This is a genomic window from Leifsonia sp. LS1 (assembly GCF_020521355.1).
GTDB lineage: Bacteria > Actinomycetota > Actinomycetes > Actinomycetales > Microbacteriaceae > Leifsonia.
Genome location: NZ_BPER01000004.1, coordinates 99,668 through 120,531 on the forward strand (window position 1 = coordinate 99,668; position 20,864 = coordinate 120,531).

Consider the following 20,864-nt stretch of genomic DNA (forward strand, 5'->3'; position numbering starts at 1 on the left):
TTGCCGCATTGACCAGCTGGCACCACGATTGGCGGGGCCTGCGCGTCGCCGTGTACGGCCTCGGGGTGACCGGGTTCTCCGTCGCGGACACGCTGGCGGAGCTCGGCGCCGAGGTCCTGGTGGTCACCGCCTCCGCCGACGCCGAGCGCGCCATGCTGCTCGAGGTCATCGGAGCGGAGCTGCTCGAGCAGCCGGACCTGTCCTCGCCTCCCGCGCGGCTGACCGAGTTCGACCCCGAGCTGATCGTCGTCTCGCCGGGGTTCCACTGGGACCACCCGCTGCTGGTGTGGGCCGAGCGGAACGAGATCGCCGTCTGGGGCGACATCGAGCTCGCCTGGCGGCTGCGCGACAAGGTCGCCGGTCCGGGCAGCGGCAACGCCCCGGCGGACTGGATCTGCGTCACCGGAACCAACGGCAAGACCACCACGGTGCAGTTGACGGCCACGATGCTCCTCGCCGGGGGAAGTCGCGTCGCTCCCTGCGGCAACATCGGCGTGCCCGTTCTCGACGCCATCCGCGACCCCGAGGGCTTCGACGTGCTCGTCGTCGAGCTCTCCAGTTACCAGCTGCACTGGATCAACCGCAACGCCGGGGGCGAACTCTCCCCGTACTCGTCCGCGTGCCTCAACATCGCCGACGACCACCTCGACTGGCACGGCTCACTGGAGGCGTACATCGCGGCGAAGGCGAAGGTGTACGACAACACGCAGGTCGCGTGCGTCTACAATCGCGCCGACGCGAACACGCTGCTGATGGTGGAGGAGGCCGAGGTCGTCGACGGCGCCCGCGCCATCGGCTTCGGCCTCGACGTCCCCGGCCCGAGCGACTTCGGTGTCGTCGACGGCATCCTGTGCGACCGCGCGTTCCTCGAGGATCGCGCGACGACGGCGCTGGAGCTCACCACACTCGACGAGCTGCGCGAGGCGGGGCTCGCCGCCCCGCACGTCGTCGCCAACATCCTGGCCGCCAGCGCCCTCGCGCGTTCCTACGGCGTCGAGCCGCAGACCATCCGCGATGTGCTCACGGCCTTCCGCCTCGACGCGCACCGCATCGAGCTGGTGCGGGTGGAGGCGGGGATCAGCTGGGTGGACGACTCCAAGGCCACCAACCCGCACGCCGCCGACGCGTCGCTCCGCGCCTATCCGTCGGTGGTGTGGGTCGTCGGGGGCCTGCTCAAGGGCGTCGAGATCGACGAGCTGGTCCGCACCCACGCGGCGCGCCTGCGCGGAGCCGTGCTCATCGGCGTGGACCGCGAGCCGCTGCGCGAGGCATTCCGGCGACACGCGCCGACGATTCCCGTGGTGGAGGTGGAGGCCGACGAGACTGAGGGGGTCATGCCGACGGCTGTCCGCTCGGCCGGCGGTCTCGCCCGCGAGGGCGACACCGTCCTGCTGGCTCCCGCCGCGGCGTCGATGGACCAGTTCGCCGACTATGCGGAACGAGGACGCCTCTTCCAGGCGGCCGTCAACGAGTACTTGGGAGGTGAGGCGGATGACTTCTCCGCCTCGCGTCCTGAACAGGACTGACCGAGCCGCATCGTCGTCCGGCTCGCGCCTCGGCGGCCTGACCGCACGCATCTCGCTCGGGAAGAACGTGACCGCGGAGTCGGCCAACTACTTCCTGCTGCTCGGGGTCACCCTCTTCATGGTGATCTTCGGTCTCGTGATGGTGCTCTCCTCATCCTCGGTCGAGTCGCACAGCGACAGCGACAACTTCTTCTCGCGGTTCTGGTCCCAGGGAGCGTTCGCGCTCATCGGCCTGCCGCTGATGTTCCTGGTCTCCCGCCTGCCACCGCAGTTCTGGAAGAGGAGCATCTGGTTCCTGCTCGCGGCGGCGTGCTTCCTCCAGGTGCTCGTCCTGCTCACCCCGCTGGGCGTCGAGATCGGCGGCAACCGCAACTGGCTGCGCATCGGCGGTTTCACCGGGCAGCCGTCGGAGGCGATCAAGGTCGCCCTCGTCGTGTGGCTCGGCGTCGTCCTCGCCCGCAAGAAGGACGTCCTCGACCAGTGGAAGCACGTGGCGATCCCGGTCGTCCCGGTGGCCGGCGGGGCGATCGCCCTGGTCCTCTTGGGCGGCGACCTGGGCACGACCGTGGTGATGGCGGCGATCGTCCTCGGCGCTCTGTTCTACGCCGGCGTGAAGATGCGCTACCTGGTCATCGGGACCCTCGGCATGGGGGCGGTCGCGGTGGCGGTCGCGCTGTCGAGCGCGAGCCGTGTCGGCCGCATCGCGGCCTACTTCGGCGGCACCAGCGCGGCGAACCCCGACGTCGACTGGCAGATCAAGAACGGCTTCTACGCCCTCGCGTCCGGAGGCGTCTTCGGTGTGGGGCTGGGCAACTCGCACTCGAAGTGGTCGTGGCTCCCGGCGGCCGACACGGACTTCATCTTCGCGATCATCGGCGAGGAGCTCGGTCTGATCGGCGCGATCGTCGTCCTCCTGTTGTTCGTGCTGCTCGCGATCGTGTTCCTGCGGATCATCCACGCCTCCACCGACCCGTTCGCCCGCGTCACGACGGCCGCGATCATGGTCTGGCTCATCGGTCAGGCCTTCGTGAACATCGCGGTCGTGCTCGGCGTCATACCAGTCCTGGGTGTGCCTCTGCCGCTGATCTCCGCAGGCGGGACTGCGATGATCAGTTCCATGGTCGCCATCGGAATCGTCCTCTCGTTCGCGCGCGAATCGAGCAAGGAGTCGCAGTCCTCATCCGCCGCCACCCGTCGGGCGGGTACCCGCGCATGACGCGCTACCTGCTGGCCGGCGGGGGGACCGCCGGCCACGTGAACCCGTTGCTGGCCGTGGCCGATCGCCTGCGCCGCGATGATCCCGCTGCGGAGGTCCTCGTGCTCGGCACGAAGGAGGGGTTGGAGGCACGGCTCGTCCCGGCGCGCGGCTACGAGCTGCTCACCATCCCGAAGCTCCCGTTCCCGCGCCGGCCGAACGCCGCCGCGTTGCGGTTCCCGGGCGAGTACCGACGCGCGATCCGCACTGTCCGCGACCTGATCCGCGACCGCGGCATCGACGTCGTGGTCGGCTTCGGGGGCTACGCGGCCGCACCGGCCTACTCCGCCGCCCGCAAGGAGGGCGTGCCCTTGGTGCTGCACGAGGCCAACGCCCGGCCCGGCCTGGCCAACCGGCTGGGCGCCCGCTACACACCCTGGGTGGGCGTCGCCTTCGAGGGGACGCCGCTGCCGCACGCGACCTTCGTGGGCATGCCGCTGCGGATCGAGATCGAGGAGCTGGACCGTGTCGCCGCCCGCCCCGCCGCTCTCGCCGAGTTCGGGCTCGACGACGATCGCCCCACGCTGCTCGTGACGGGAGGTTCGCTCGGCGCGCGCCGTCTCAACGGCACGATCGCGGCGCGGGCTCAGGAGCTCACGGCCGCGGGCTGGCAGGTCCTCCACATCCAGGGCGGCCGCGGCGAGCTGACCGATCCGGGCGTCGAGCACTATCGCCTGATCGACTATTGCGACCGCATGGACCTCGCGTTCGCGATCACCGATTTCGCCGTCGCCCGTGCGGGCGCGGCGACCGTGTGCGAGTTCGCCGCCCTCGGCATCCCCGCCGTCTACGTGCCGTTCCCGATCGGGAACGGGGAGCAGCGCTACAACGCGGCGGGCGTGGTGGGGGCCGGCGGCGGGATCCTCGTCGACGACGCCGCCTTCCTGCCGGAGTGGGTCGACGCCGAACTGATTCCTCTGCTCGCCGACCGCGATCGCGTCGCCGGGATGGCGGCACGGGCCGCGTCGGCCGGTGTGCGGGACGGCTCCGCCCGCACGGCGGCGCTGGTCCGGCGCTCCCAGGAGACGCGGTGACCCCGTGAGAGGATGGGAGCCCGTGATGCAGATTCTCCGCGTGAACCGAAAGCAGTGCCCGTGATCAAGCCCGACCTCACCATGACCATCCCCGACGAGCTCGGCGCCCTCCACTTCGTGGGCATCGGCGGCTCCGGGATGAGCGGCATCGCCCGTCTGTTCCTTGAGGCCGGGTACACGGTGACCGGTTCCGACGTGCGCCACTCGGCGAACATCGACGCGCTGCGCGCCCTGGGCGCGACGATCGCCGTCGGCCACGACGCCGCGAACGTGGGCGACGCGGACACCCTGGTCGTCACCGGCGCTCTGTGGCAGGACAACCCGGAGTACCAGCTGGCGCTGCAGAAGGGCCTCCCGGTGCTCCACCGGTCGCAGGCGCTCGCCTGGCTCATCAACCGCAAGCGTCTCGTCGCCGTGGCGGGCGCCCACGGCAAGACAACGTCGACCGGCATGATCATCACGGGCCTCCTCGGACTGGGGGAGGACCCGAGCTTCGTCAACGGAGGCGTGATCGCCTCGCTCGGCAAGAGCTCCCAGTCGGGCAGCGGCGAGCTGTTCGTCGTCGAGGCCGACGAATCGGACGGCACCTTCCTGCTCTACGACACGGCCGTGGCGCTGATCACGAACGTGGATCCCGACCACCTCGACCACTACGGCTCGCTGGAGGCGTTCGAGGAGGCCTTCGTCACCTTCGCCCGCGAGTCGAGCGAGCTCGTCGTGGTGTCGTCCGATGACGCCGGAGCGAAGCACGTGACGGACCGCCTGCTCGCGACCACGCCCGACAAGCGCGTCGTGACCTTCGGCGAGGCGGAGGACGCCGCGGTGCGCGTCCACTCGATCGTCACCGACGGGCCGGTCGCCTTCCGGCTCTCGTACGACGGCGCGGAGTACGTGGCGCAGCTGCGCGTTCCGGGACGCCACAACGCCATCAATGCGGCGGGCGCCTTCGCCGTGCTCACCGGCCTCGGCTTCGAGCCGGCGGCGTCGCTGGCGGCCATCGCCGAGTTCGGGGGGACCGAGCGACGCTTCGAGCTGCACGGCACCGTGGGCGGCGTCAGCGTCTACGACGACTACGCCCACCATCCGACCGAAGTCGCGGCCGCCCTCTCGGCGGCGCGGACCGTCGTCGGATCCGGTCGCATCATCGCGGTCCACCAGCCGCACCTCTACAGCCGCACGCGCCTGTTCGCACAAGAGTTCGCCGAGACCCTCGAGAAGTACGCCGACGAGACGGTCGTACTCGACGTCTACGGCGCCCGCGAGGACCCGGAGCCGGGCGTCACGGGCGCGCTCGTGTCCGACCGCTTCGAGCATCCCGAGCATGTCGCGTTCATCGCCGACTGGCAGGCCGCCGCCGACCACACCGCCGAGATCGCGCGTGCGGGCGATTTCGTGATCACCCTCGGGTGCGGCGACGTGTACCGGATCGTCCCCCAGCTGCTGGACTCGCTCCGCCGCGTCCGCGAGTAGTCGCCCGTGAAGCGCCCCCAGGGATACGACCGGCAGACCGACCAGGTGTCCGCCCGACCGGCCGCGTCCGAGCGGCCCCCCTCGGAGACGACCCCTCGCGCGGTCTCCCCGGAGCGGGCGGCGTCGCCTGCGCGCACAGCCACCGAGCCCGTCCCGATCGTGGAGGCGCCTTCGCGCGCGGCCGAGACCTCCCCGTACGACCGCCTCCCGAGCAACCGGGACATCAGCAGGGCTCTCCGCGCGGCGCGCAAGGAGCGCAAGCGCGTCGAGCGCGGGGAGGTGCGCCGGTTCACGAAGCGTTCACGCCGTCGCCGCCGCGCCTGGCTGGCGGCGGGCGGCGTGCTCGCCGCACTCGTCCTCGGCGTCACGCTACTGGCCTTCTCGCCCGTCCTGGCACTGAAGCACATCGAAGTGACGGGGGCATCCCGGCTCGACCCCAAGGCGATCGAAGCGAAGCTCGGCGATCAGCTCGGCAAACCCCTGCCGTTGCTCGACCAGGCGGGCATCTCGCACGACCTCGCGGCGTTCCCGTTGATCCGCAGCTATACGGTCGAGAGCCACCCGCCCGACACGATCGTGATCCGCGTCGTCGAGCGGCAGCCGATCGGCGCGGTGCAGGAGGGGGCGGCGTTCGTCCTGGTCGACGCGGCGAAGGTCCCGATCTCGTCGACCGCGGCCCGTCCGGAGGGCGTGCCGCTGATCACGGCGGCGGGAGGCTCGGCGGACAAGGACGCGGGCTCCGCGTTCGCCGCCGCCGCGAGCGTCCTCAGCGCGCTCCCCGCGGCGACGCTCGCCCAGGTCGACACGATCTCCGCGACGACCAAGGACGACGTCTCGTTCACGCTGCGCGGCAGCGGCGCGACCGTGGTGTGGGGGAGCGCTGAGGACTCGGATCTGAAGGCGGCCGACCTCGCCGCGCTTCTCGCCGGAGCCGGCGGGGCGAGCCACTACGACGTGTCGTCGCCGCACAGCGTGACGACCGGCTGACGCCGTGTCGGACACCGCTTCGGCGCGCACTTTCCCGACACGCCTGCCGGGTTACCCCGGCACGCGCCGCGCGCACCTAACGTCGAGAAAGAGAATTGCATACTCAGCATAACTTTAAGCCTCGACTTGAGGTTGAAGGTTCCCGTGGAGGCCGGACGTGACAGCAAATCAGAACTACCTCGCCGTGATCAAGGTCGTCGGCATCGGCGGAGGCGGCGTCAACGCCGTGAACCGCATGATCGAGCTCGGCCTCCGCGGCGTCGAGTTCATCGCCATCAACACGGACGCCCAGGCGCTGCTCATGAGCGACGCAGACGTCAAGCTCGACGTCGGGCGCGAGATCACCCGCGGCCTCGGAGCCGGAGCCGACCCCGAGGTCGGCCGCCGGGCCGCCGAGGACCACGCGGAGGAGATCGAGGAGGCGCTCGCCGGCGCCGACATGGTCTTCGTCACCGCGGGAGAGGGCGGCGGCACCGGTACGGGAGGCGCCCCGGTCGTGGCGCGCATCGCCAAGTCGATCGGTGCGCTCACCATCGGTGTCGTGACCAAGCCGTTCTCGTTCGAGGGCAAGCGCCGCCAGGGCCAGGCCGAGGCGGGCGTGCAGCGGCTGAAGGAAGAGGTCGACACCCTCATCGTCGTGCCCAACGACCGCCTGCTGGAGATCAGCGACCGCGGCATCAGCATGCTGGAGGCGTTCTCCACCGCCGACCAGGTGCTGCTCGCGGGCGTCCAGGGCATCACCGACCTCATCACGACCCCCGGCCTCATCAACCTCGACTTCGCGGACGTGAAGTCGGTCATGCAGGGCGCGGGCAGCGCCCTCATGGGAATCGGCTCCTCGCGTGGTGCCGACCGCGCGATCAAGGCGGCCGAGCTGGCCGTGGCGTCCCCGCTCCTCGAGGCCAGCATCGATGGCGCGCACGGCGTGCTGCTGTCCATCCAGGGCGGCTCGAACCTCGGCATCTTCGAGATCAACGATGCGGCCCGCCTGGTGCAGGAGGCCGTGCACCCCGAGGCGAACATCATCTTCGGAGCGGTCATCGACGACACCCTCGGCGACGAGGTGCGCGTCACCGTCATCGCGGCCGGTTTCGACGGCGGCGAGCCCGGCTCGAAGCCGGTGGTCGACACCCGTCGCTCGACGTTCGTCGAGGCCGGATCGGAAGAGGCGGCCGCCTCGTCCGCCGTGGTCGAGGCCGGCGAGGTCGAGGCCCCCGTGACCGAGACCTGGACCGGGGAGACCCCGGTCGCCGAGACCGCCCTCAAAGACCCGGCCTTCGACGACGAGAATGACGACCTCGACATCCCCGACTTCCTCAAGTAGTCCGCTCGCGGAGCGCCTCCGGACCGTCCGGGCCGGCATCGACGATGCCGCTCGGTCGGCCGGGCGCGCCCCCGCGGAGCTCACCACCATCGTGGTGACCAAGTTCCACCCCGCGTCGCTCGTGCGCGAGCTCGCCGCGCTCGGGGTGCGCGACGTGGGGGAGAACCGCCACCAGGAGGCGCAGGAGAAGGCGGCCGGGCTGACCGATCTCGATCTCCGGTGGCACTTCGTCGGCCAGCTGCAGAGCAAGAAGGCCAGACAGGTGCGCCGGTATGCGGATTTCATCCACTCCATCGACCGGGTCTCGCTCGTCGACGCCCTGCGCTCCGAGGAGGAGTCCGTCGACGCGTTCGTGCAGCTCAACCTGACGGAGGATCCCGCCCGCGGGGGAGTGGCCGACCGCGATCTCGAGCCTCTGGTCGAGCACGTCCTCACGACGCCCGGCCTGCGCCTGCTCGGCGTGATGGCCGTGGCGCCGCTGGACGAGGAGCCGGCCCGCGCATTCGCGCGTGTACGAGCGCTCAGCGACCGCGTCCGCACCCTGGCCCCCGACGCCTCCGCGATCTCCGCCGGGATGTCGCAGGACTATCGCGAGGCGGTCGCGGCCGGCGCGACACACCTACGGATCGGGACCGCCATTACCGGGAATCGGCCGACCCTTCGTTAATCTCGAAGGAGAAGAAGGTTCGCAATACGTGCGTGCGAGGCGTCGGCGCACAGGTCTACACGGAGGAAGCGCATGGCCAACCCGCTGAAGAAGACGATGGTCTACCTCGGCCTCGCCGACGAGGAGCTCGAGTTCGACGAGCAGCCCGAGCAGGCGCAGCAGCACGCGCCGCGCCGCGAGGCTCCCGCCCCCGCTCCCGTGCAGGCCGTCCCCCACCCCGCTCCGGTCACCCCCGTGGCCGGCCGCGCTCCGGTCACCCCGCTGCGCAAATCGTCCACCGCACGGAATGCTTCGGTACAGGAAATGAACGAGATCCTCACGGTCCACCCCCGCCAGTACCGCGACGCGCAGGCGATCGCCGAGTCGTTCCGGGAGGGCATCCCGGTGATCATCAACCTGTCGCAGATGAGCGAAGGCGACGCGCGCCGCCTCATCGACTTCGCCAGCGGCCTCTCGCAGGGCCTCTACGGCAAGATCGAGCGCGTGACGCCGAAGGTCTTCCTGCTCTCCCCGTCGCACGTCGTCGTCTCCGGCGAGCACGGCGGCGCGGACGCCGAGGTCGACGCCTCCTTCTTCGCCCAGAACTGAGCCGGTCGGCCGCGCGGCCGCCGACACGACGAGAGCGCACGTCCTCCCCGACGGGGGAGGGCGTGCGCTCTCCGTCATACCGCGCTCTCCGTCATACTGGGAGAGTGTTTGTCGTCTCGATCGTCGCGACCGTCGCGTACTACCTCCTCCTCATCTACTTCTTCGTCATGTGGGCGCGCTTCGTGCTCGACCTGGTGCGGACCTTCGCCCGGCAATGGCGTCCGAAGGGGTTCGGATTGCTGCTGGCCGAGTCGACGTACGTCGTGACGGACCCGCCCATCAAGTTCTTCCGTCGCATCATCCCGCCCCTGTCGATGGGGCAGGTGGCGCTGGACTTCGGCTGGAGCCTCACCATGCTCGTGGTGATCATCGGTTTGTACGTCACGCTGGGATTCAGCTGAGCGTCGAACCCGGAACGGCCGACCACGCCGATGTAGGGTGGTCGAGCCGACGTGAGCGAGCGCGGCGGAGTGCGCACTGGCTGCCCACTTTGCTAGCGTTGGCTGAACGCATTATCTGTTCGTCTCTTTCAAGATCTAAGGTGGCTTGCCATGGCGCTGACTCCGGAAGATGTAGTCAACAAGCGGTTCCAACCGACGAAGTTCCGTGAGGGCTACGACCAGGACGAGGTCGACGACTTCCTCGACGAGGTCGTCGTCGAGCTGCGCCGACTGGGCCAGGAGAACGAGGAGCTCAAGCAGCGTCTCGTCGCCGCCGACTCGCGCATCGCAGAACTGCAGCGCAGCTCCGGCTCGTCCACCCCGGCCCCGGTCCCGGCGCAGGCCGCCCCTGCCGCCGACAACGGCGAGCTCACCCGCCTCCAGCAGGAGAACGAGGAGCTCAAGCAGCGCCTCGCGGCCGCCCAGCAGTCCGCTGCGGCCGCACCGGCCGCGGCTGCCGCTCCGGCGTTCACGGCCGACAACGCGAACGACCCGAACGCGACCAACAACCTCCTCCAGCTCGCGCGCCGTCTCCACGAGGAGCACGTGCGCGAGGGTGTCGAGAAGCGCGACTCGCTCATCGCCGAGGGGCACGCCACCGCGGCGCGCATCGTCGCCGAGGCCGAGTCGAAGCAGCGCGCCCAGATCAGCGCCCTCGACCAGGAGCGCACCCAGCTCGAGCGCCGCATCGACGAGCTCCGCACCTTCGAGCGCGACTACCGTCAGGGCCTCAAGGGCTACATCGAGGGTCAGCTCCGCGACCTCGACGCCCAGCCGGCAGCGGGCGGTTCCGCCTTCAGCCAGAACCGTGCCGCCGCTCCGGTGAGCGCGGGCGGCGGTGTGCCGGCCCCGGTTGCCGCGGACGGCTCCAGCACCTCGGACCAGGGCCAGCAGCCCCCGGTCTTCCCCGGCTTTGGAGGCTAGTCCTTCCCGGCCCTCGGTCAGCGTCCGGGCCTTGGTGATCCTCGGGGTGGTCGCGCTCTGCGTGTACCTCGTCGACCAGATCGCCAAGGTCCTGGTCGTCGCCAACCTCTACGAGGGTCAGCGGGTCGAGGTCCTCGGCCAGCTGCTGCAGTTCAACTTCGTCAAGAACGCCGGCGCCGCCTTCTCCATCGGCAGCGGATCCACCTGGATCTTCTCCATCGTCGGGGTCGGCGTGCTCGGCTTCGTCATCTGGTACGCGCCGCGGATCAAGTCCACGGCGTGGGCCATCCTGTTCGGGCTGCTCCTCGGCGGCCTGCTCGGAAACCTCACCGACCGGCTCTTCCGTGAGCCGGGCTTCGGTGTCGGCCATGTGGTCGACTTCCTGCAGATCCCGCTCCTGCCGGCCATCTTCAACCTGGCCGATGTCGCGATCGTGTCGAGCATGGCGCTCTTCCTGATCCTGACCATCCGGGGTGTCGGGCTCGACGGGCGCCGTGGCGCGGACGACGAGGGCGAGGTCGAACCGGAGTCCGACCACGAGGCCCCTGCGCCGACGGCCGCAGAGGTCGAGCACCCCGAGAAGCCGCAGCCGTAGTGGAGTCCCGCAGCTTCCCCATTCCGGACGGCCTCGACGGGTCCCGGGTCGACGCGGGCATCGCCAAGCTCCTGGGATTCTCCCGCACCTTCGCGGCCGAGATCGCGGAGGCCGGCGGCGTGACCGTCGACGGCCGCGACGTCGACAAGTCGGACCGTCTGACCGCCGGCTCGTGGCTCGAGGTCTCGTGGCAGCCGCGCGAAGAGGTGCGCATCGTGCCGATCGCGGTCTCCGAACTGACGATCGTGCACGACGACGACGACATCGTCGTGATCGACAAGCCGGTCGGCGTCGCTGCCCACCCCTCCGTGGGGTGGGAGGGTCCGACCGTGCTCGGCGCCCTCGCTGCGGCCGGGTTCCGCATCTCCACCTCGGGCGCCGCGGAACGGGCGGGCATCGTGCACCGGCTCGACGCGGGCACGAGCGGCCTCATGGTCGTGGCCAAGTCGGAGCGCGCTTACACCGCGCTCAAACGGGCCTTCCACGATCGCACCGTCGAGAAGATCTACCATGCGGTCGTGCAGGGTCATCCCGACCCGCTGACGGGCACCATCGACGCCCCGATCGGCCGCCATCCGCGGTCCGACTGGAAGTTCGCGGTCGTCGCCGACGGCAAGCCGTCCGTCACCCACTACGAGACGATCGAGGCGTTCCCCGCCGCGAGTCTGCTGGAGATCCACCTGGAGACCGGCCGCACGCACCAGATCCGAGTGCACATGGCGGCACAGCGCCACCCGTGCGTCGGAGACGCCATGTACGGCGCCGACCCGGCACTCTCCGCGCGGCTGGGCCTCACGCGCCAATGGCTGCACGCGGTTCAGCTCGCCTTCGAGCACCCGGCGACGGGGGAATGGGTCACCTTCACCACGGGCTACCCGGACGACCTCCAGCACGCCCTCGACGTCCTCCGGGCGTCCTGAGGCCGGCCCCGACGGGCGTCGCGAACGGAGGAGCTCCGACGTGAGTTGCCTCGGCTCTCCTCCGTTCCCTGTGTTCGCCATGCACGTCGACCTACATTTCCTCCGTCGCCGCGCGCGTCCCGCCGGACGTCCCTGGCACGACGTAGGCTAGTCCCCGACATGAGCGATTCCTTCGTCCACCTCCACGTCCACAGCGAGTACTCGATGCTCGACGGCGCGGCGCGCGTCAAGCCGCTGATCGAGGCCGCCGCGGGGCAGGGGATGCCCGCGGTCGCCGTCACCGACCACGGCAACATGTTCGGCGCGTACGACTTCTGGCGCACCGCGACCGATGCCGGGATCAAGCCCATCATCGGCACGGAGGCGTACCTGACTCCCCGCACGCACCGCACCGACAAGACGCGAGTGCGCTGGGGCGACGGCGGGGGCGACGACGTGTCCGGCTCCGGCGCCTACACGCACATGACGATGCTCGCGGCGACGACCGAGGGGATGCACAACCTCTTCCGGCTGTCGTCCAAGGCGTCCATCGAGGGCTACTACTTCAAACCCCGCATGGACAGGGAGCTGCTCAGCCAGTACGGCAAGGGCATCATCGCGACCACGGGCTGCCCGTCGGGCGAAGTGCAGACGCGCCTCCGACTGGGTCAGTACGACGAAGCGGTGAAAGCCGCCGCCGAGTTCCGCGACATCTTCGGCAAGGAGAACTTCTACGCCGAGATCATGGACCACGGGCTCGGCATCGAGCGACGCATCATGAGCGACCTGATCCGGCTCGCCAAAGACCTGGGCCTGCCGATGGTCGCCACGAACGACCTCCACTACACGCACGCCGAGGACGCCAAGAGCCACGCGGCCCTGCTCTGCGTGCAGTCGGGATCGACGCTCGACGACCCGAACCGCTTCAAGTTCGACGCCGACGAGTTCTACCTGAAGTCGGCCGACCAGATGCGCCAGCTCTTCCGGGACTATCCCGAGGCCTGCGACAACACGCTCGCGATCGCGGAGCGGTGCGACGTGCAGTTCGACACCGCCGCCAACTTCATGCCCCGGTTCCCCGTGCCGGAGGGCGAGACCGAGCAGACCTGGTTCGTCAAGGAGGTCGAGCGGGGCCTCGCCGAGCGCTACCCGAACGGCATCACCCCCGAGGTGCGCAAGCAGGCCGATTACGAGATCGGCGTCATCTCGCAGATGGGCTTCCCCGGCTACTTCCTCGTCGTCGCCGACTTCATCAACTGGTCCAAGGACAACGGGATCCGGGTCGGCCCCGGCCGTGGCTCCGGTGCGGGATCGATGGCGGCCTACGCCATGCGCATCACCGACCTCGACCCCTTGCAGCACGGACTCATCTTCGAGCGGTTCCTGAACCCCGACCGTGTCTCCATGCCCGACTTCGACGTCGACTTCGACGATCGCCGCCGCGGCGAGGTCATCAAGTACGTGACCGAGAAGTACGGCTCGGAGCGCGTCGCGCAGATCGTCACGTACGGCACCATCAAGGCCAAGCAGGCTCTGAAGGACTCCGGCCGCGTGCTCGGCTTCCCGTTCTCGATGGGCGAGAAGCTGACCAAGGCGATGCCCCCGCCCGTGATGGGCAAGGACATCCCGCTCACCGGGATCTTCGACAAGAACCACCCGCGCTACAAGGAGGCGGTCGATATCCGGGCCGTCGTCGAGAGCGACCCGGAGGCGAAGACCGTCTTCGACACCGCGCTCGGGCTCGAGAACCTCAAGCGCCAGTGGGGAGTGCACGCAGCCGGCGTGATCATGTCCTCCGACCCGCTGATCGACATCATCCCGATCATGAAGCGCGAGCAGGACGGCCAGATCGTCACGCAGTTCGACTATCCGGCCTGCGAGTCGCTCGGGCTGATCAAGATGGACTTCCTGGGCCTGCGCAACCTGACGATCATCAACGACGCGCTCGACAACATCAAAGCGAACCGCGGAGAAGACCTCGTGCTCGAAGACCTCGAGCTCGACGACCGGCCCGCCTACGAGCTCCTGTCTCGCGGCGACACGCTCGGCGTGTTCCAGCTCGACGGCGGCCCGATGCGCTCGCTCCTGCGCCTGATGCGCCCCGACAACTTCGAGGACATCTCGGCGCTCATCGCCCTCTACCGTCCCGGCCCCATGGGCGCGAACTCGCACACGAACTACGCGCTGCGCAAGAACGGTCAACAGGACATCACCCCGATCCATCCAGAGCTGGCCGAGCCGCTCGCGGACATCCTGTCGACCAGCTACGGCCTCATCATCTATCAGGAGCAGGTGATGGCGATCGCGCAGAAGGTCGCCGGCTTCTCGCTCGGACAGGCGGACATCCTCCGTCGCGCGATGGGCAAGAAGAAGAAGTCCGAGCTGGACAAGCAGTTCGAGGGCTTCGCGCAGGGGATGAAGGACAACGGCTACTCGATGGACGCTGTCAACAAGCTCTGGGAGATCCTGCTCCCGTTCTCCGACTACGCGTTCAACAAGGCGCACTCGGCCGCGTACGGCGTCATCTCGTACTGGACCGCGTACCTCAAGGCGCACTACCCGGCCGAGTACATGGCGGCGCTGCTGACCAGCGTCGGCGACTCCAAGGACAAGATGGCGCTCTACCTCAACGAGTGCCGACGCATGGGCATCAAGGTGCTGCCGCCCGACGTGAACGAGTCCAGCCTGTACTTCGCCGCCGTGGGAGAGGACATCCGTTTCGGCATGGGCGCGGTGCGCAATGTGGGCGCGAACGTCGTCGAGGGCGTGCGGGAGGCGCGCGAGAGCAAGGGGCGCTTCGACTCGTTCCACGACTTCCTCGCCAAGGTGCCGATCCACGCCGCGAACAAGCGCACGGTCGAGTCCCTCATCAAGGCGGGCGCCTTCGACTCCCTGGGACACACGCGTCGCGCGCTGGTGGAGGTGCACGAGGACGCCGTGGAGTCCGCGGTGAAGATCAAGCGCAACGAGGCGAACGGCGACGTCGGGTTCGACTTCGACAGCCTGTGGGAAGACGACGAGCCGGGTCAGGCGCAGCACAGCATCCCGGACCGCCCGGAGTGGGGCAAACGGGACAAGCTCGCCTTCGAGCGCGACATGCTCGGCCTCTACGTGTCCGATCATCCGCTCGCCGGGCTCGAGCTGCAGCTCGCGAAGATGGCGAGCACCTCGATCGCCGACCTCGTGGGTTCGGACAGCATCCAGGACGGCGAGACGGTCACGATCGCGGGCCTGGTCACCAGCGTGCAGCACCGGGTGGCGAAGGCGTCCGGCAACCAGTACGGCATGATCACGGTCGAGGACTTCGGCGGCGAGATGACCGTCATGTTCATGGGCAAGGCGTACCAGGAGTTCTCGCCGATGCTGACGGGCGACTCGATCGTGGTCGTCCGCGGCCGTGTGAGCCTGCGCGACGACGGCATGAATCTGCACGCCTTCAGCCTGATGAACCCCGACCTCGGACCGATCGAGGACAGCAGCCCGCTGAAGATCACCATGCAGGACCGCCGCGCGACGCCCGACGTCATCACCCGGCTGGGCGAGACGTTCTCGCGGCACCCCGGCGAGAACGAGGTGCGTATCCACCTGGTGTCGGGCAGCCGTGTCCGCGTGCTCGGCGTGCCGAACCACGTCAAGGTCAGCCCCGACCTGTACGGGGAGCTGAAGGGGCTGCTCGGCCCCAACTGCCTGGTCTAGCGTGGGAGCATGAGCGACGGCGTCCGCAATCTGCACGAGGCACTCTCACGGATCGGCGAGCACTGGCAGCCGCACCGGCTGACGAGTGTCAACGACTACGACGTCAAGGTGGTGAAGCTGCTCGGCGAGTTCGTGTGGCACGAGCACCCCGACACGGACGAGCTGTTCCTGGTGCTCCGCGGCGAGCTGACCATTCAGCTGCGCGACGGCGACGTGACCCTGGGCGAGGGCGACGTCTACGTGGTGCCGCGCGGGATCGAGCACTGCCCGAAGGCCGATGAGGAGGTGGAGGCCGTGCTGTTCGAGCCCAAGGGCACTGTCAACACCGGCACAGCGGGCGGAGAGCGCACGGCGCAACTGCGCGAGCTCGACTGACGCGGGTCTGCTCAGTCGAGCTCGGCGGGGCGGTGGTAGCGCCGCTCGTGGTAGAGCAGAGGGGCGTCCTCGGCGCCGAGGCCGCCTTGCTCGATCTGCACGATGACGACGGCGCTGTTGTGCACCGTGACACGCTCGATGATGCGCCCGACCATCCACGCGGTCGTGTCCTTGATGACAGGGAGGCCGTGCGGGCCGGCGTACCAGTGCTCACCCTCGAAGCGCTGGGCGTTGTCGCCGGCCAGCTTCTGCGCCGCGGCTTTGTTGCGCACGCCGAGCGTGTGGATGACGACGCGGTCCGTCTCGGCGATGGCCGGCCAGCTGGAGGCCGAGAGCGCCATGTTGAAGGTGGCGAGCGGCGGCACGGCGGCCAGGGAGGCGAGCGAGGTGGCTGTGAAGCCGACCGGCTTCCCGTCCGTTCCGAGGGCGGTGACGATCGCGACGCCGGCGGCGTGGCGGCGGAACGTCTGGCGGAACGCCGCCAGGTCCGGGGTCGCGTCGGTGACGGTGCCGTCGGTGGGGTCGGGGGATGCGCTGTTCATATGTCTACTGCAAGCACCAATCGGTGGGGAGAATTCCGCGCGCCGTCACACGGGAGAGGGAGCGGATAGGCTGGGCTGGCCATGATGCAGACCATCGACCTCCGCGGAATCCAGCCTACTCGCGCCGCTTTCGAGCGCCTCGTCCCCCGTCCCGTCGTGGACGTCCAGGTCGCGATGCATGTCGCGACCGAGCTGATCGAGGACGTTCGCGCCCGAGGTGCGGACGCCTTGCGCGAGCAGGCGCAGCGGTTCGACGGCGGCGCCCCCGCGGCGATCCGCGTTCCCGCCGACGACATCGCGGCGGCGGTGGAGGGGCTCCCCACCGATGTCCGCGAAGCCCTGGAGGAGGCGATCGCGCGCGTGCGCGAGGCGACCGCCGTGCAGGTGCCGCCTGCGGCGGAGACGCGCATCGGCCCGGGGGCGACGATCGTCCAGCGCTGGCAGCCGGTCGAGCGCGCCGGCCTGTACGTGCCGGGCGGCAAGGCCGTCCTGGCGTCGAGCGTCGTCATGAACGCGGTGCCCGCGCAGATCGCCGGGGTGGCGTCGGTGGCGCTCGCGAGCCCGCCGCAGCGCGAGTTCGGGGGATCGGTCCACCCGGTGATCCTGGGGGCGGCCGGGCTGCTGGGAATCGACGAGGTGTATGCCATGGGCGGCGCCGGTGCGATCGGGGCGCTCGCGTGGGGCGTGGAGGAGATCGGCCTGGATCCGGTCCAGGTCATCACCGGCCCGGGCAACATCTACGTGGCCGCGGCCAAGCGCGTGGTGCGCGGCAAGACGGGCATCGACTCCGAGGCCGGCACGACCGAGATCCTGGTGATCGCGGACGAAGCGGCCGATGCGCGATTCGTCGCCGCCGACCTGGTGAGCCAGGCCGAACACGACGAGGCCGCCGCCTCACTGCTCGTCACCGACAGCCCCGCGTTCGCGGAGCGTGTCGTCGCCGAACTGGAGGGGCTCGTCGCCCCCACCCGGCACAGCGACCGCGTGCGCACCGCGCTCGGCGGCCCGCAGTCCGCGATCGTCCTCGTCGACGACCTGACCGCCGCCGCCGCGTTCAGCAACGCCTACGGCCCCGAGCACCTCGAGATCCAGACGGCCGACCCCGACACGGTCCTCGCCGACATCCAGAACGCTGGGGCGATCTTCGTCGGGCCGAGCGCGCCGGTCAGCCTGGGCGATTACCTCGCGGGCTCGAATCACGTTCTGCCCACCGGGGGCCAGGCGCGGTTCTCGCCCGGACTCGGCGCCTACTCGTTCCTCCGACCCCAGCAGGTGATCCGCTACGACCGCGACGCGCTGCGCGAGGTCGCCGACCGCATCGTCGCCCTGTCGAGCGCGGAGGACCTGCCCGCGCACGGCGCTGCGGTCACCATCCGGTTCGACGACGGCGAGGACGCCTGACCTCCCGCGCGAGCCGCTAGAATTCAGGCATGTTCTGCCCCTTCTGCCGCCACCCGGACTCCCGCGTCATCGACTCCCGGACCAGCGACGACGGACTCTCCATCCGTCGCCGGCGGCAGTGCCCCGAATGCGGTCGCCGGTTCTCCACGACGGAGACCGCGAGCCTCAGCGTCATCAAGCGCAGCGGGGTGGCGGAGCCGTTCAGCCGCGAGAAGATCATGCTCGGTGTGCGCAAGGCCTGCCAGGGTCGTCCGGTGACCGACTCCGACCTGGCCGTGCTGGCGCAGAAGGTGGAGGAGACGATCCGGTCGACCGGCGCCTCGCAGATCGAGGCGAACGACATCGGCCTGGCGATCCTCCCCGAGCTGCGCGAGCTCGACGAAGTCGCCTACCTGCGGTTCGCGAGCGTCTACCAGGGTTTCGACTCGCTCGACGACTTCGAGGAGGCCATCCGGCAGCTGCGGGTCGCCCACCACGGCGAGCCCGCCGAGCTGCAGGCCTGACGCGCCGGCCCGAACGCCGCCGCGCGGTATTCTCGAATCGGCATGTATCCCACACTCTTCAACCTCGTCCTCTCCAAGCTCGACCCCGAGCGGGCCCACCACCTCGCCTTCCTCGTGATCAGAGCGCTCCCGGCACTCGGTCTCGGCGGCCTGGCGCGTCGCTTCACAGCGCCCGACCCGTCCCTCGCGGTGGAGTCTCTCGGCCTGCGGTTCGACTCGCCGTTCGGCGTCGCCGCCGGGTTCGACAAAGACGGCGAGGGGGTGCTCGGCCTGGGCGCACTCGGCTTCGGCCACGTCGAGGTCGGCACGATCACCGCGATCGCCCAGCCCGGCAACGACACGCCGCGGCTGTTCCGTCTCATCCCGGACCGTGCCGTCGTCAACCGCATGGGATTCAACAACCACGGAGCGGCGGCGGCGGCGAACCGCCTCCTGCGTGTGCGGCGCGCCCGGCGTCGTCCCGTGCTCGGGGTCAACATCGGCAAGAGCCGGGTGGTCGCGGTCGAGGACGCGACCGCCGACTACCTGACGAGCGCCCGCGCGCTCGCCCCGGTGGCGGACTATCTGGTCGTCAACGTGAGCTCGCCGAACACCCCGGGCCTGCGCGGTCTGCAGGAGCTCGACCTCCTGGCGCCGCTGCTCGCCGCCGTGAAGGAGGTCGCGGGGGAGAAGCCCTTGCTGGTGAAGATCGCCCCCGACCTCACGGACGAGCAGGTGCAGCGCATCGCGGAGCTCGTCGTGCGCCTCGGACTCGCGGGCATCATCGCCACGAACACCACGATCGCGCGCGAGGGGCTGCGCACCGATCCCGCCGTCGTGGCTGCGGCCGGTGCGGGCGGGCTCTCCGGCGCACCGCTCGCCGCACGGTCGCTCGAGGTGCTGAAGCTGATCCGTGCGTCGGTGCCCGCAGAGCTCTGCGTCATCTCCGTCGGGGGAGTGGAGACCGCGGAGGACGTGCAGGAGCGTCTCGACGCCGGGGCGACCCTGGTGCAGGGCTACACGGCATTCCTCTACCGCGGTCCGCTGTGGGCGCGGCAGATCAACCGTGGGCTGCTACGCCTCCGGCGTGCCCTGGTGGAAGCGTAGGCGCCAGCGGCCCCCGCTGCGCTGCCAGAGCGAGCTCCGAAGCGATCCTCCGCGCGCGTCCATCGTGCGCGCCGTCAGCAGGATGATGCCGTCGGCGACGCTCACCGTGTTCAGTACGTCGAGCTCCATCGGAGCCGACTCCTCGTCCGCCAGGGCCTGAAGCATCTCGTCGCGGCCCCAGAGCCGGCCGGAACGTCCGATCTCCTCGAAGTCGGGGTGCAACAGTTCCGCCACGCGGGAGGCGTCGGAGCGCACCGCGGGGTCGAGCAGTTCGCGTTCGAGACGGGCGACGAGCTCCTCGTCGGTCTCGGCCGCGGCGAGATCGCCGAAGATGTCGAGCTCGAGCGCGGGCTCGGGCGTCGCGAGAGAGGGAGACGGGGCGGCGGTGGCCGTCGTCGCGTCCGGAACGTCGTCCGCCCGCACGGCATCCGACGCGGTCACGGCTCTCTGCGGTGCGTGCGGCCAGCCCGGTCCGATCGGGATGGGGTCGCCCTTCTGATACGCGGTCGCGACGGCTCGTGCGCGCGCGTCGGCCGCCTCGTTGAGATCGTGGCCGGCGTGACCCTTGACCCACTCGAACGAGTACCGCCGGCCCTGCAACGCGCGGTCGAGACGCTCGAGCAGTTCGCGGTTGAGCACGGGAGCGCCGTCCGCCTTGCGCCAGCCCTTGCGCTTCCAGCCCGCCATCCATTTGGTGACGGCGTTGATCACGTACTGGCTGTCGCACAGGATGCGCAGGTCGTCGTCGAGGTGAGCCGTGGACTCCAGCAGATCGATGACGGCCATCAGCTCGCCCTGGTTGTTGGTGCCGTGCGGCCAGCCGCCGGCCGACCAGCAGTCGTCGTCGACGTACCACGCCCACCCGGCCGGACCGGGATTGCCGAGGGCGGACCCGTCGGCGGCAGCGACGATCGTCACGTCAGGCCGGGTACTGGCCGCGCTTGACCTGCGGCTTGGGCAGACGCATCACGCGCAGCTGCAGCGCGCGCATCGAGGCGTACCAGCGCAGGCCGCGCTCGACCTTGTCGGCGCCGTACTTCGCGGCGATGCGCTTGCGCACCAGGAAGCCGAGCACGATGCAGTCGAGGACGGAGATCAGGAAGAACGCCCACAGCGCGAACAGGGCCCACACCTGCAGGAACTGCCACGGCAGGAAGCTCAGGATGATGATGACCAGCATGACCGGGATGAGGAATTCGCCGATGCTGAAGCGTGCGTCGACGTAGTCGCGCACATAGCGGCGCTGCGGTCCCCGATCGCGGGCGGTGAGGTAACGCTCGTCGCCGTTGGCCATGCCGACGCGGGCCTTCTCGCGCGCCTCCGCCTGCTTGGCGCGGGCATTGCGGGCCGCCTCCTTGCGGTCGCCCGGCACCAGGGGGCGTTTGCGGGCGGCCTCCTGCTCGCGCCGGGACGGCGTCGGAGCGCCCTTACCCTGCGTCAGTCGCTCTGCAGTCTCTTCAGGGGTCTCGACGACCGGCGTCTCCGCCTCGGTCGCCGGGTGGTCTCGTTTCGCCAACGCTCAGCCTTCGGTTGTGGGGTCACTTAAGATTAC

The 20,864-nt window shown here is 69.9% G+C and carries 20 protein-coding genes; 17 read left to right on the top strand and 3 right to left on the bottom strand.

What is annotated here, in order from left to right; all coding sequences use genetic code 11:
- Positions 1-8: 8 nt before the first annotated feature.
- From murD to LLS1_RS08845, 14 genes are all read left to right on the top strand, one after another.
- Positions 9-1,526: a UDP-N-acetylmuramoyl-L-alanine--D-glutamate ligase gene (murD, locus tag LLS1_RS08780; RefSeq protein ID WP_226654807.1), complete on the top strand. Its 1,518-nt coding sequence runs from the start codon at positions 9-11 to the stop codon at positions 1,524-1,526.
- Positions 1,492-2,742, top strand: coding sequence for a putative lipid II flippase FtsW (ftsW, locus tag LLS1_RS08785; protein ID WP_226654808.1), 1,251 nt, complete (start codon positions 1,492-1,494; stop codon positions 2,740-2,742). The genes murD and ftsW overlap by 35 nt, the downstream gene beginning before the upstream one ends.
- Positions 2,739-3,815 carry a glycosyltransferase gene (locus LLS1_RS08790; RefSeq protein ID WP_226654810.1) on the top strand — a complete coding sequence of 359 codons (1,077 nt, stop codon included), beginning with the start codon at positions 2,739-2,741 and terminating at the stop codon, positions 3,813-3,815. The genes ftsW and LLS1_RS08790 overlap by 4 nt, the downstream gene beginning before the upstream one ends.
- A 60-nt stretch (positions 3,816-3,875) precedes the next feature.
- On the top strand, positions 3,876-5,285 hold the full coding sequence (gene murC, locus LLS1_RS08795; protein ID WP_226654812.1) for a UDP-N-acetylmuramate--L-alanine ligase: 1,410 nt from the start codon (positions 3,876-3,878) through the stop codon (positions 5,283-5,285).
- A 6-nt stretch (positions 5,286-5,291) separates the two neighbouring features.
- Positions 5,292-6,272 (top strand): FtsQ-type POTRA domain-containing protein, encoded by a 981-nt coding sequence (locus LLS1_RS08800; RefSeq protein WP_226654814.1) that lies wholly within the window; start codon positions 5,292-5,294, stop codon positions 6,270-6,272.
- 157 nt (positions 6,273-6,429) lie between these two features.
- A complete protein-coding gene (ftsZ, locus tag LLS1_RS08805; RefSeq protein WP_223357043.1) occupies positions 6,430-7,596 on the top strand; it encodes a cell division protein FtsZ in 1,167 nt (388 codons plus the stop codon).
- Positions 7,562-8,263, top strand: a complete 702-nt coding sequence (locus LLS1_RS08810; protein ID WP_226654815.1) for a YggS family pyridoxal phosphate-dependent enzyme — start codon at positions 7,562-7,564, stop codon at positions 8,261-8,263. Before ftsZ ends, LLS1_RS08810 begins: the two co-directional genes overlap by 35 nt.
- A 72-nt stretch (positions 8,264-8,335) precedes the next feature.
- Positions 8,336-8,851, top strand: coding sequence for a cell division protein SepF (locus LLS1_RS08815; protein ID WP_226654817.1), 516 nt, complete (start codon positions 8,336-8,338; stop codon positions 8,849-8,851).
- Between the two features lie 104 nt (positions 8,852-8,955).
- Positions 8,956-9,252 (top strand): YggT family protein, encoded by a 297-nt coding sequence (locus tag LLS1_RS08820; protein WP_223357040.1) that lies wholly within the window; start codon positions 8,956-8,958, stop codon positions 9,250-9,252.
- 150 nt (positions 9,253-9,402) lie between these two features.
- A complete protein-coding gene (locus LLS1_RS08825; RefSeq protein WP_226654837.1) occupies positions 9,403-10,215 on the top strand; it encodes a DivIVA domain-containing protein in 813 nt (270 codons plus the stop codon).
- Positions 10,216-10,249: 34 nt separating this feature from the next.
- A complete protein-coding gene (lspA, locus tag LLS1_RS08830) occupies positions 10,250-10,810 on the top strand; it encodes a signal peptidase II (protein ID WP_226655237.1) in 561 nt (186 codons plus the stop codon).
- A complete protein-coding gene (locus tag LLS1_RS08835) occupies positions 10,810-11,730 on the top strand; it encodes an RluA family pseudouridine synthase (RefSeq protein WP_226654839.1) in 921 nt (306 codons plus the stop codon). Before lspA ends, LLS1_RS08835 begins: the two co-directional genes overlap by 1 nt.
- A gap of 159 nt (positions 11,731-11,889) precedes the next feature.
- Positions 11,890-15,405, top strand: a complete 3,516-nt coding sequence (gene dnaE, locus LLS1_RS08840) for a DNA polymerase III subunit alpha (RefSeq protein WP_226654840.1) — start codon at positions 11,890-11,892, stop codon at positions 15,403-15,405.
- A gap of 9 nt (positions 15,406-15,414) precedes the next feature.
- Positions 15,415-15,780: a cupin domain-containing protein gene (locus tag LLS1_RS08845; RefSeq protein WP_226654842.1), complete on the top strand. Its 366-nt coding sequence runs from the start codon at positions 15,415-15,417 to the stop codon at positions 15,778-15,780.
- Positions 15,781-15,791: 11 nt separating this feature from the next.
- Here LLS1_RS08845 and LLS1_RS08850 read toward each other — a convergent pair whose 3' ends face one another.
- Complete coding sequence (locus LLS1_RS08850; RefSeq protein ID WP_226654844.1) at positions 15,792-16,322, bottom strand: flavin reductase family protein; 531 nt, start codon at positions 16,320-16,322, stop codon at positions 15,792-15,794.
- 81 nt (positions 16,323-16,403) lie between these two features.
- Here LLS1_RS08850 and hisD point away from each other — a divergent pair, with 81 nt between their 5' ends.
- From hisD to LLS1_RS08865, 3 genes are read left to right on the top strand one after another with little or no spacing between them, the layout of a single operon-like run.
- The gene (gene hisD, locus LLS1_RS08855) at positions 16,404-17,723 is read left to right on the top strand and encodes a histidinol dehydrogenase (protein ID WP_226654846.1); all 1,320 of its coding nucleotides are present in this window, start codon (positions 16,404-16,406) and stop codon (positions 17,721-17,723) included.
- Positions 17,724-17,752: 29 nt separating this feature from the next.
- Complete coding sequence (gene nrdR, locus LLS1_RS08860) at positions 17,753-18,226, top strand: transcriptional regulator NrdR (protein WP_223357032.1); 474 nt, start codon at positions 17,753-17,755, stop codon at positions 18,224-18,226.
- A 42-nt stretch (positions 18,227-18,268) separates the two neighbouring features.
- Positions 18,269-19,312 carry a quinone-dependent dihydroorotate dehydrogenase gene (locus LLS1_RS08865; protein ID WP_226654848.1) on the top strand — a complete coding sequence of 348 codons (1,044 nt, stop codon included), beginning with the start codon at positions 18,269-18,271 and terminating at the stop codon, positions 19,310-19,312.
- Here LLS1_RS08865 and LLS1_RS08870 read toward each other — a convergent pair.
- A complete protein-coding gene (locus tag LLS1_RS08870) occupies positions 19,280-20,230 on the bottom strand; it encodes a ribonuclease HI family protein (protein WP_226654850.1) in 951 nt (316 codons plus the stop codon). The genes LLS1_RS08865 and LLS1_RS08870 overlap by 33 nt on opposite strands.
- Position 20,231: 1 nt before the next feature.
- The gene (locus LLS1_RS08875; RefSeq protein ID WP_223357029.1) at positions 20,232-20,828 is read right to left on the bottom strand and encodes a DUF3043 domain-containing protein; all 597 of its coding nucleotides are present in this window, start codon (positions 20,826-20,828) and stop codon (positions 20,232-20,234) included.
- Positions 20,829-20,864 lie beyond the last annotated feature (36 nt).

Bases quoted from the DNA above. Each gene is read 5' to 3' on its own strand.
- LLS1_RS08825 (WP_226654837.1), top strand. From the start codon at position 9,403: ATGGCGCTGACTCCGGAAGATGTAGTCAACAAGCGGTTCCAACCGACG.
- hisD (WP_226654846.1), top strand. From the start codon at position 16,404: ATGATGCAGACCATCGACCTCCGCGGAATCCAGCCTACTCGCGCCGCT.
- LLS1_RS08810 (WP_226654815.1), top strand. From the start codon at position 7,562: ATGACGACCTCGACATCCCCGACTTCCTCAAGTAGTCCGCTCGCGGAG.
- dnaE (WP_226654840.1), top strand. From the start codon at position 11,890: ATGAGCGATTCCTTCGTCCACCTCCACGTCCACAGCGAGTACTCGATG.
- nrdR (WP_223357032.1), top strand. From the start codon at position 17,753: ATGTTCTGCCCCTTCTGCCGCCACCCGGACTCCCGCGTCATCGACTCC.
- ftsW (WP_226654808.1), top strand. From the start codon at position 1,492: ATGACTTCTCCGCCTCGCGTCCTGAACAGGACTGACCGAGCCGCATCG.
- LLS1_RS08845 (WP_226654842.1), top strand. From the start codon at position 15,415: ATGAGCGACGGCGTCCGCAATCTGCACGAGGCACTCTCACGGATCGGC.
- LLS1_RS08815 (WP_226654817.1), top strand. From the start codon at position 8,336: ATGGCCAACCCGCTGAAGAAGACGATGGTCTACCTCGGCCTCGCCGAC.
- LLS1_RS08850 (WP_226654844.1), bottom strand. From the start codon at position 16,322: ATGAACAGCGCATCCCCCGACCCCACCGACGGCACCGTCACCGACGCG.
- LLS1_RS08865 (WP_226654848.1), top strand. From the start codon at position 18,269: ATGTATCCCACACTCTTCAACCTCGTCCTCTCCAAGCTCGACCCCGAG.
- LLS1_RS08790 (WP_226654810.1), top strand. From the start codon at position 2,739: ATGACGCGCTACCTGCTGGCCGGCGGGGGGACCGCCGGCCACGTGAAC.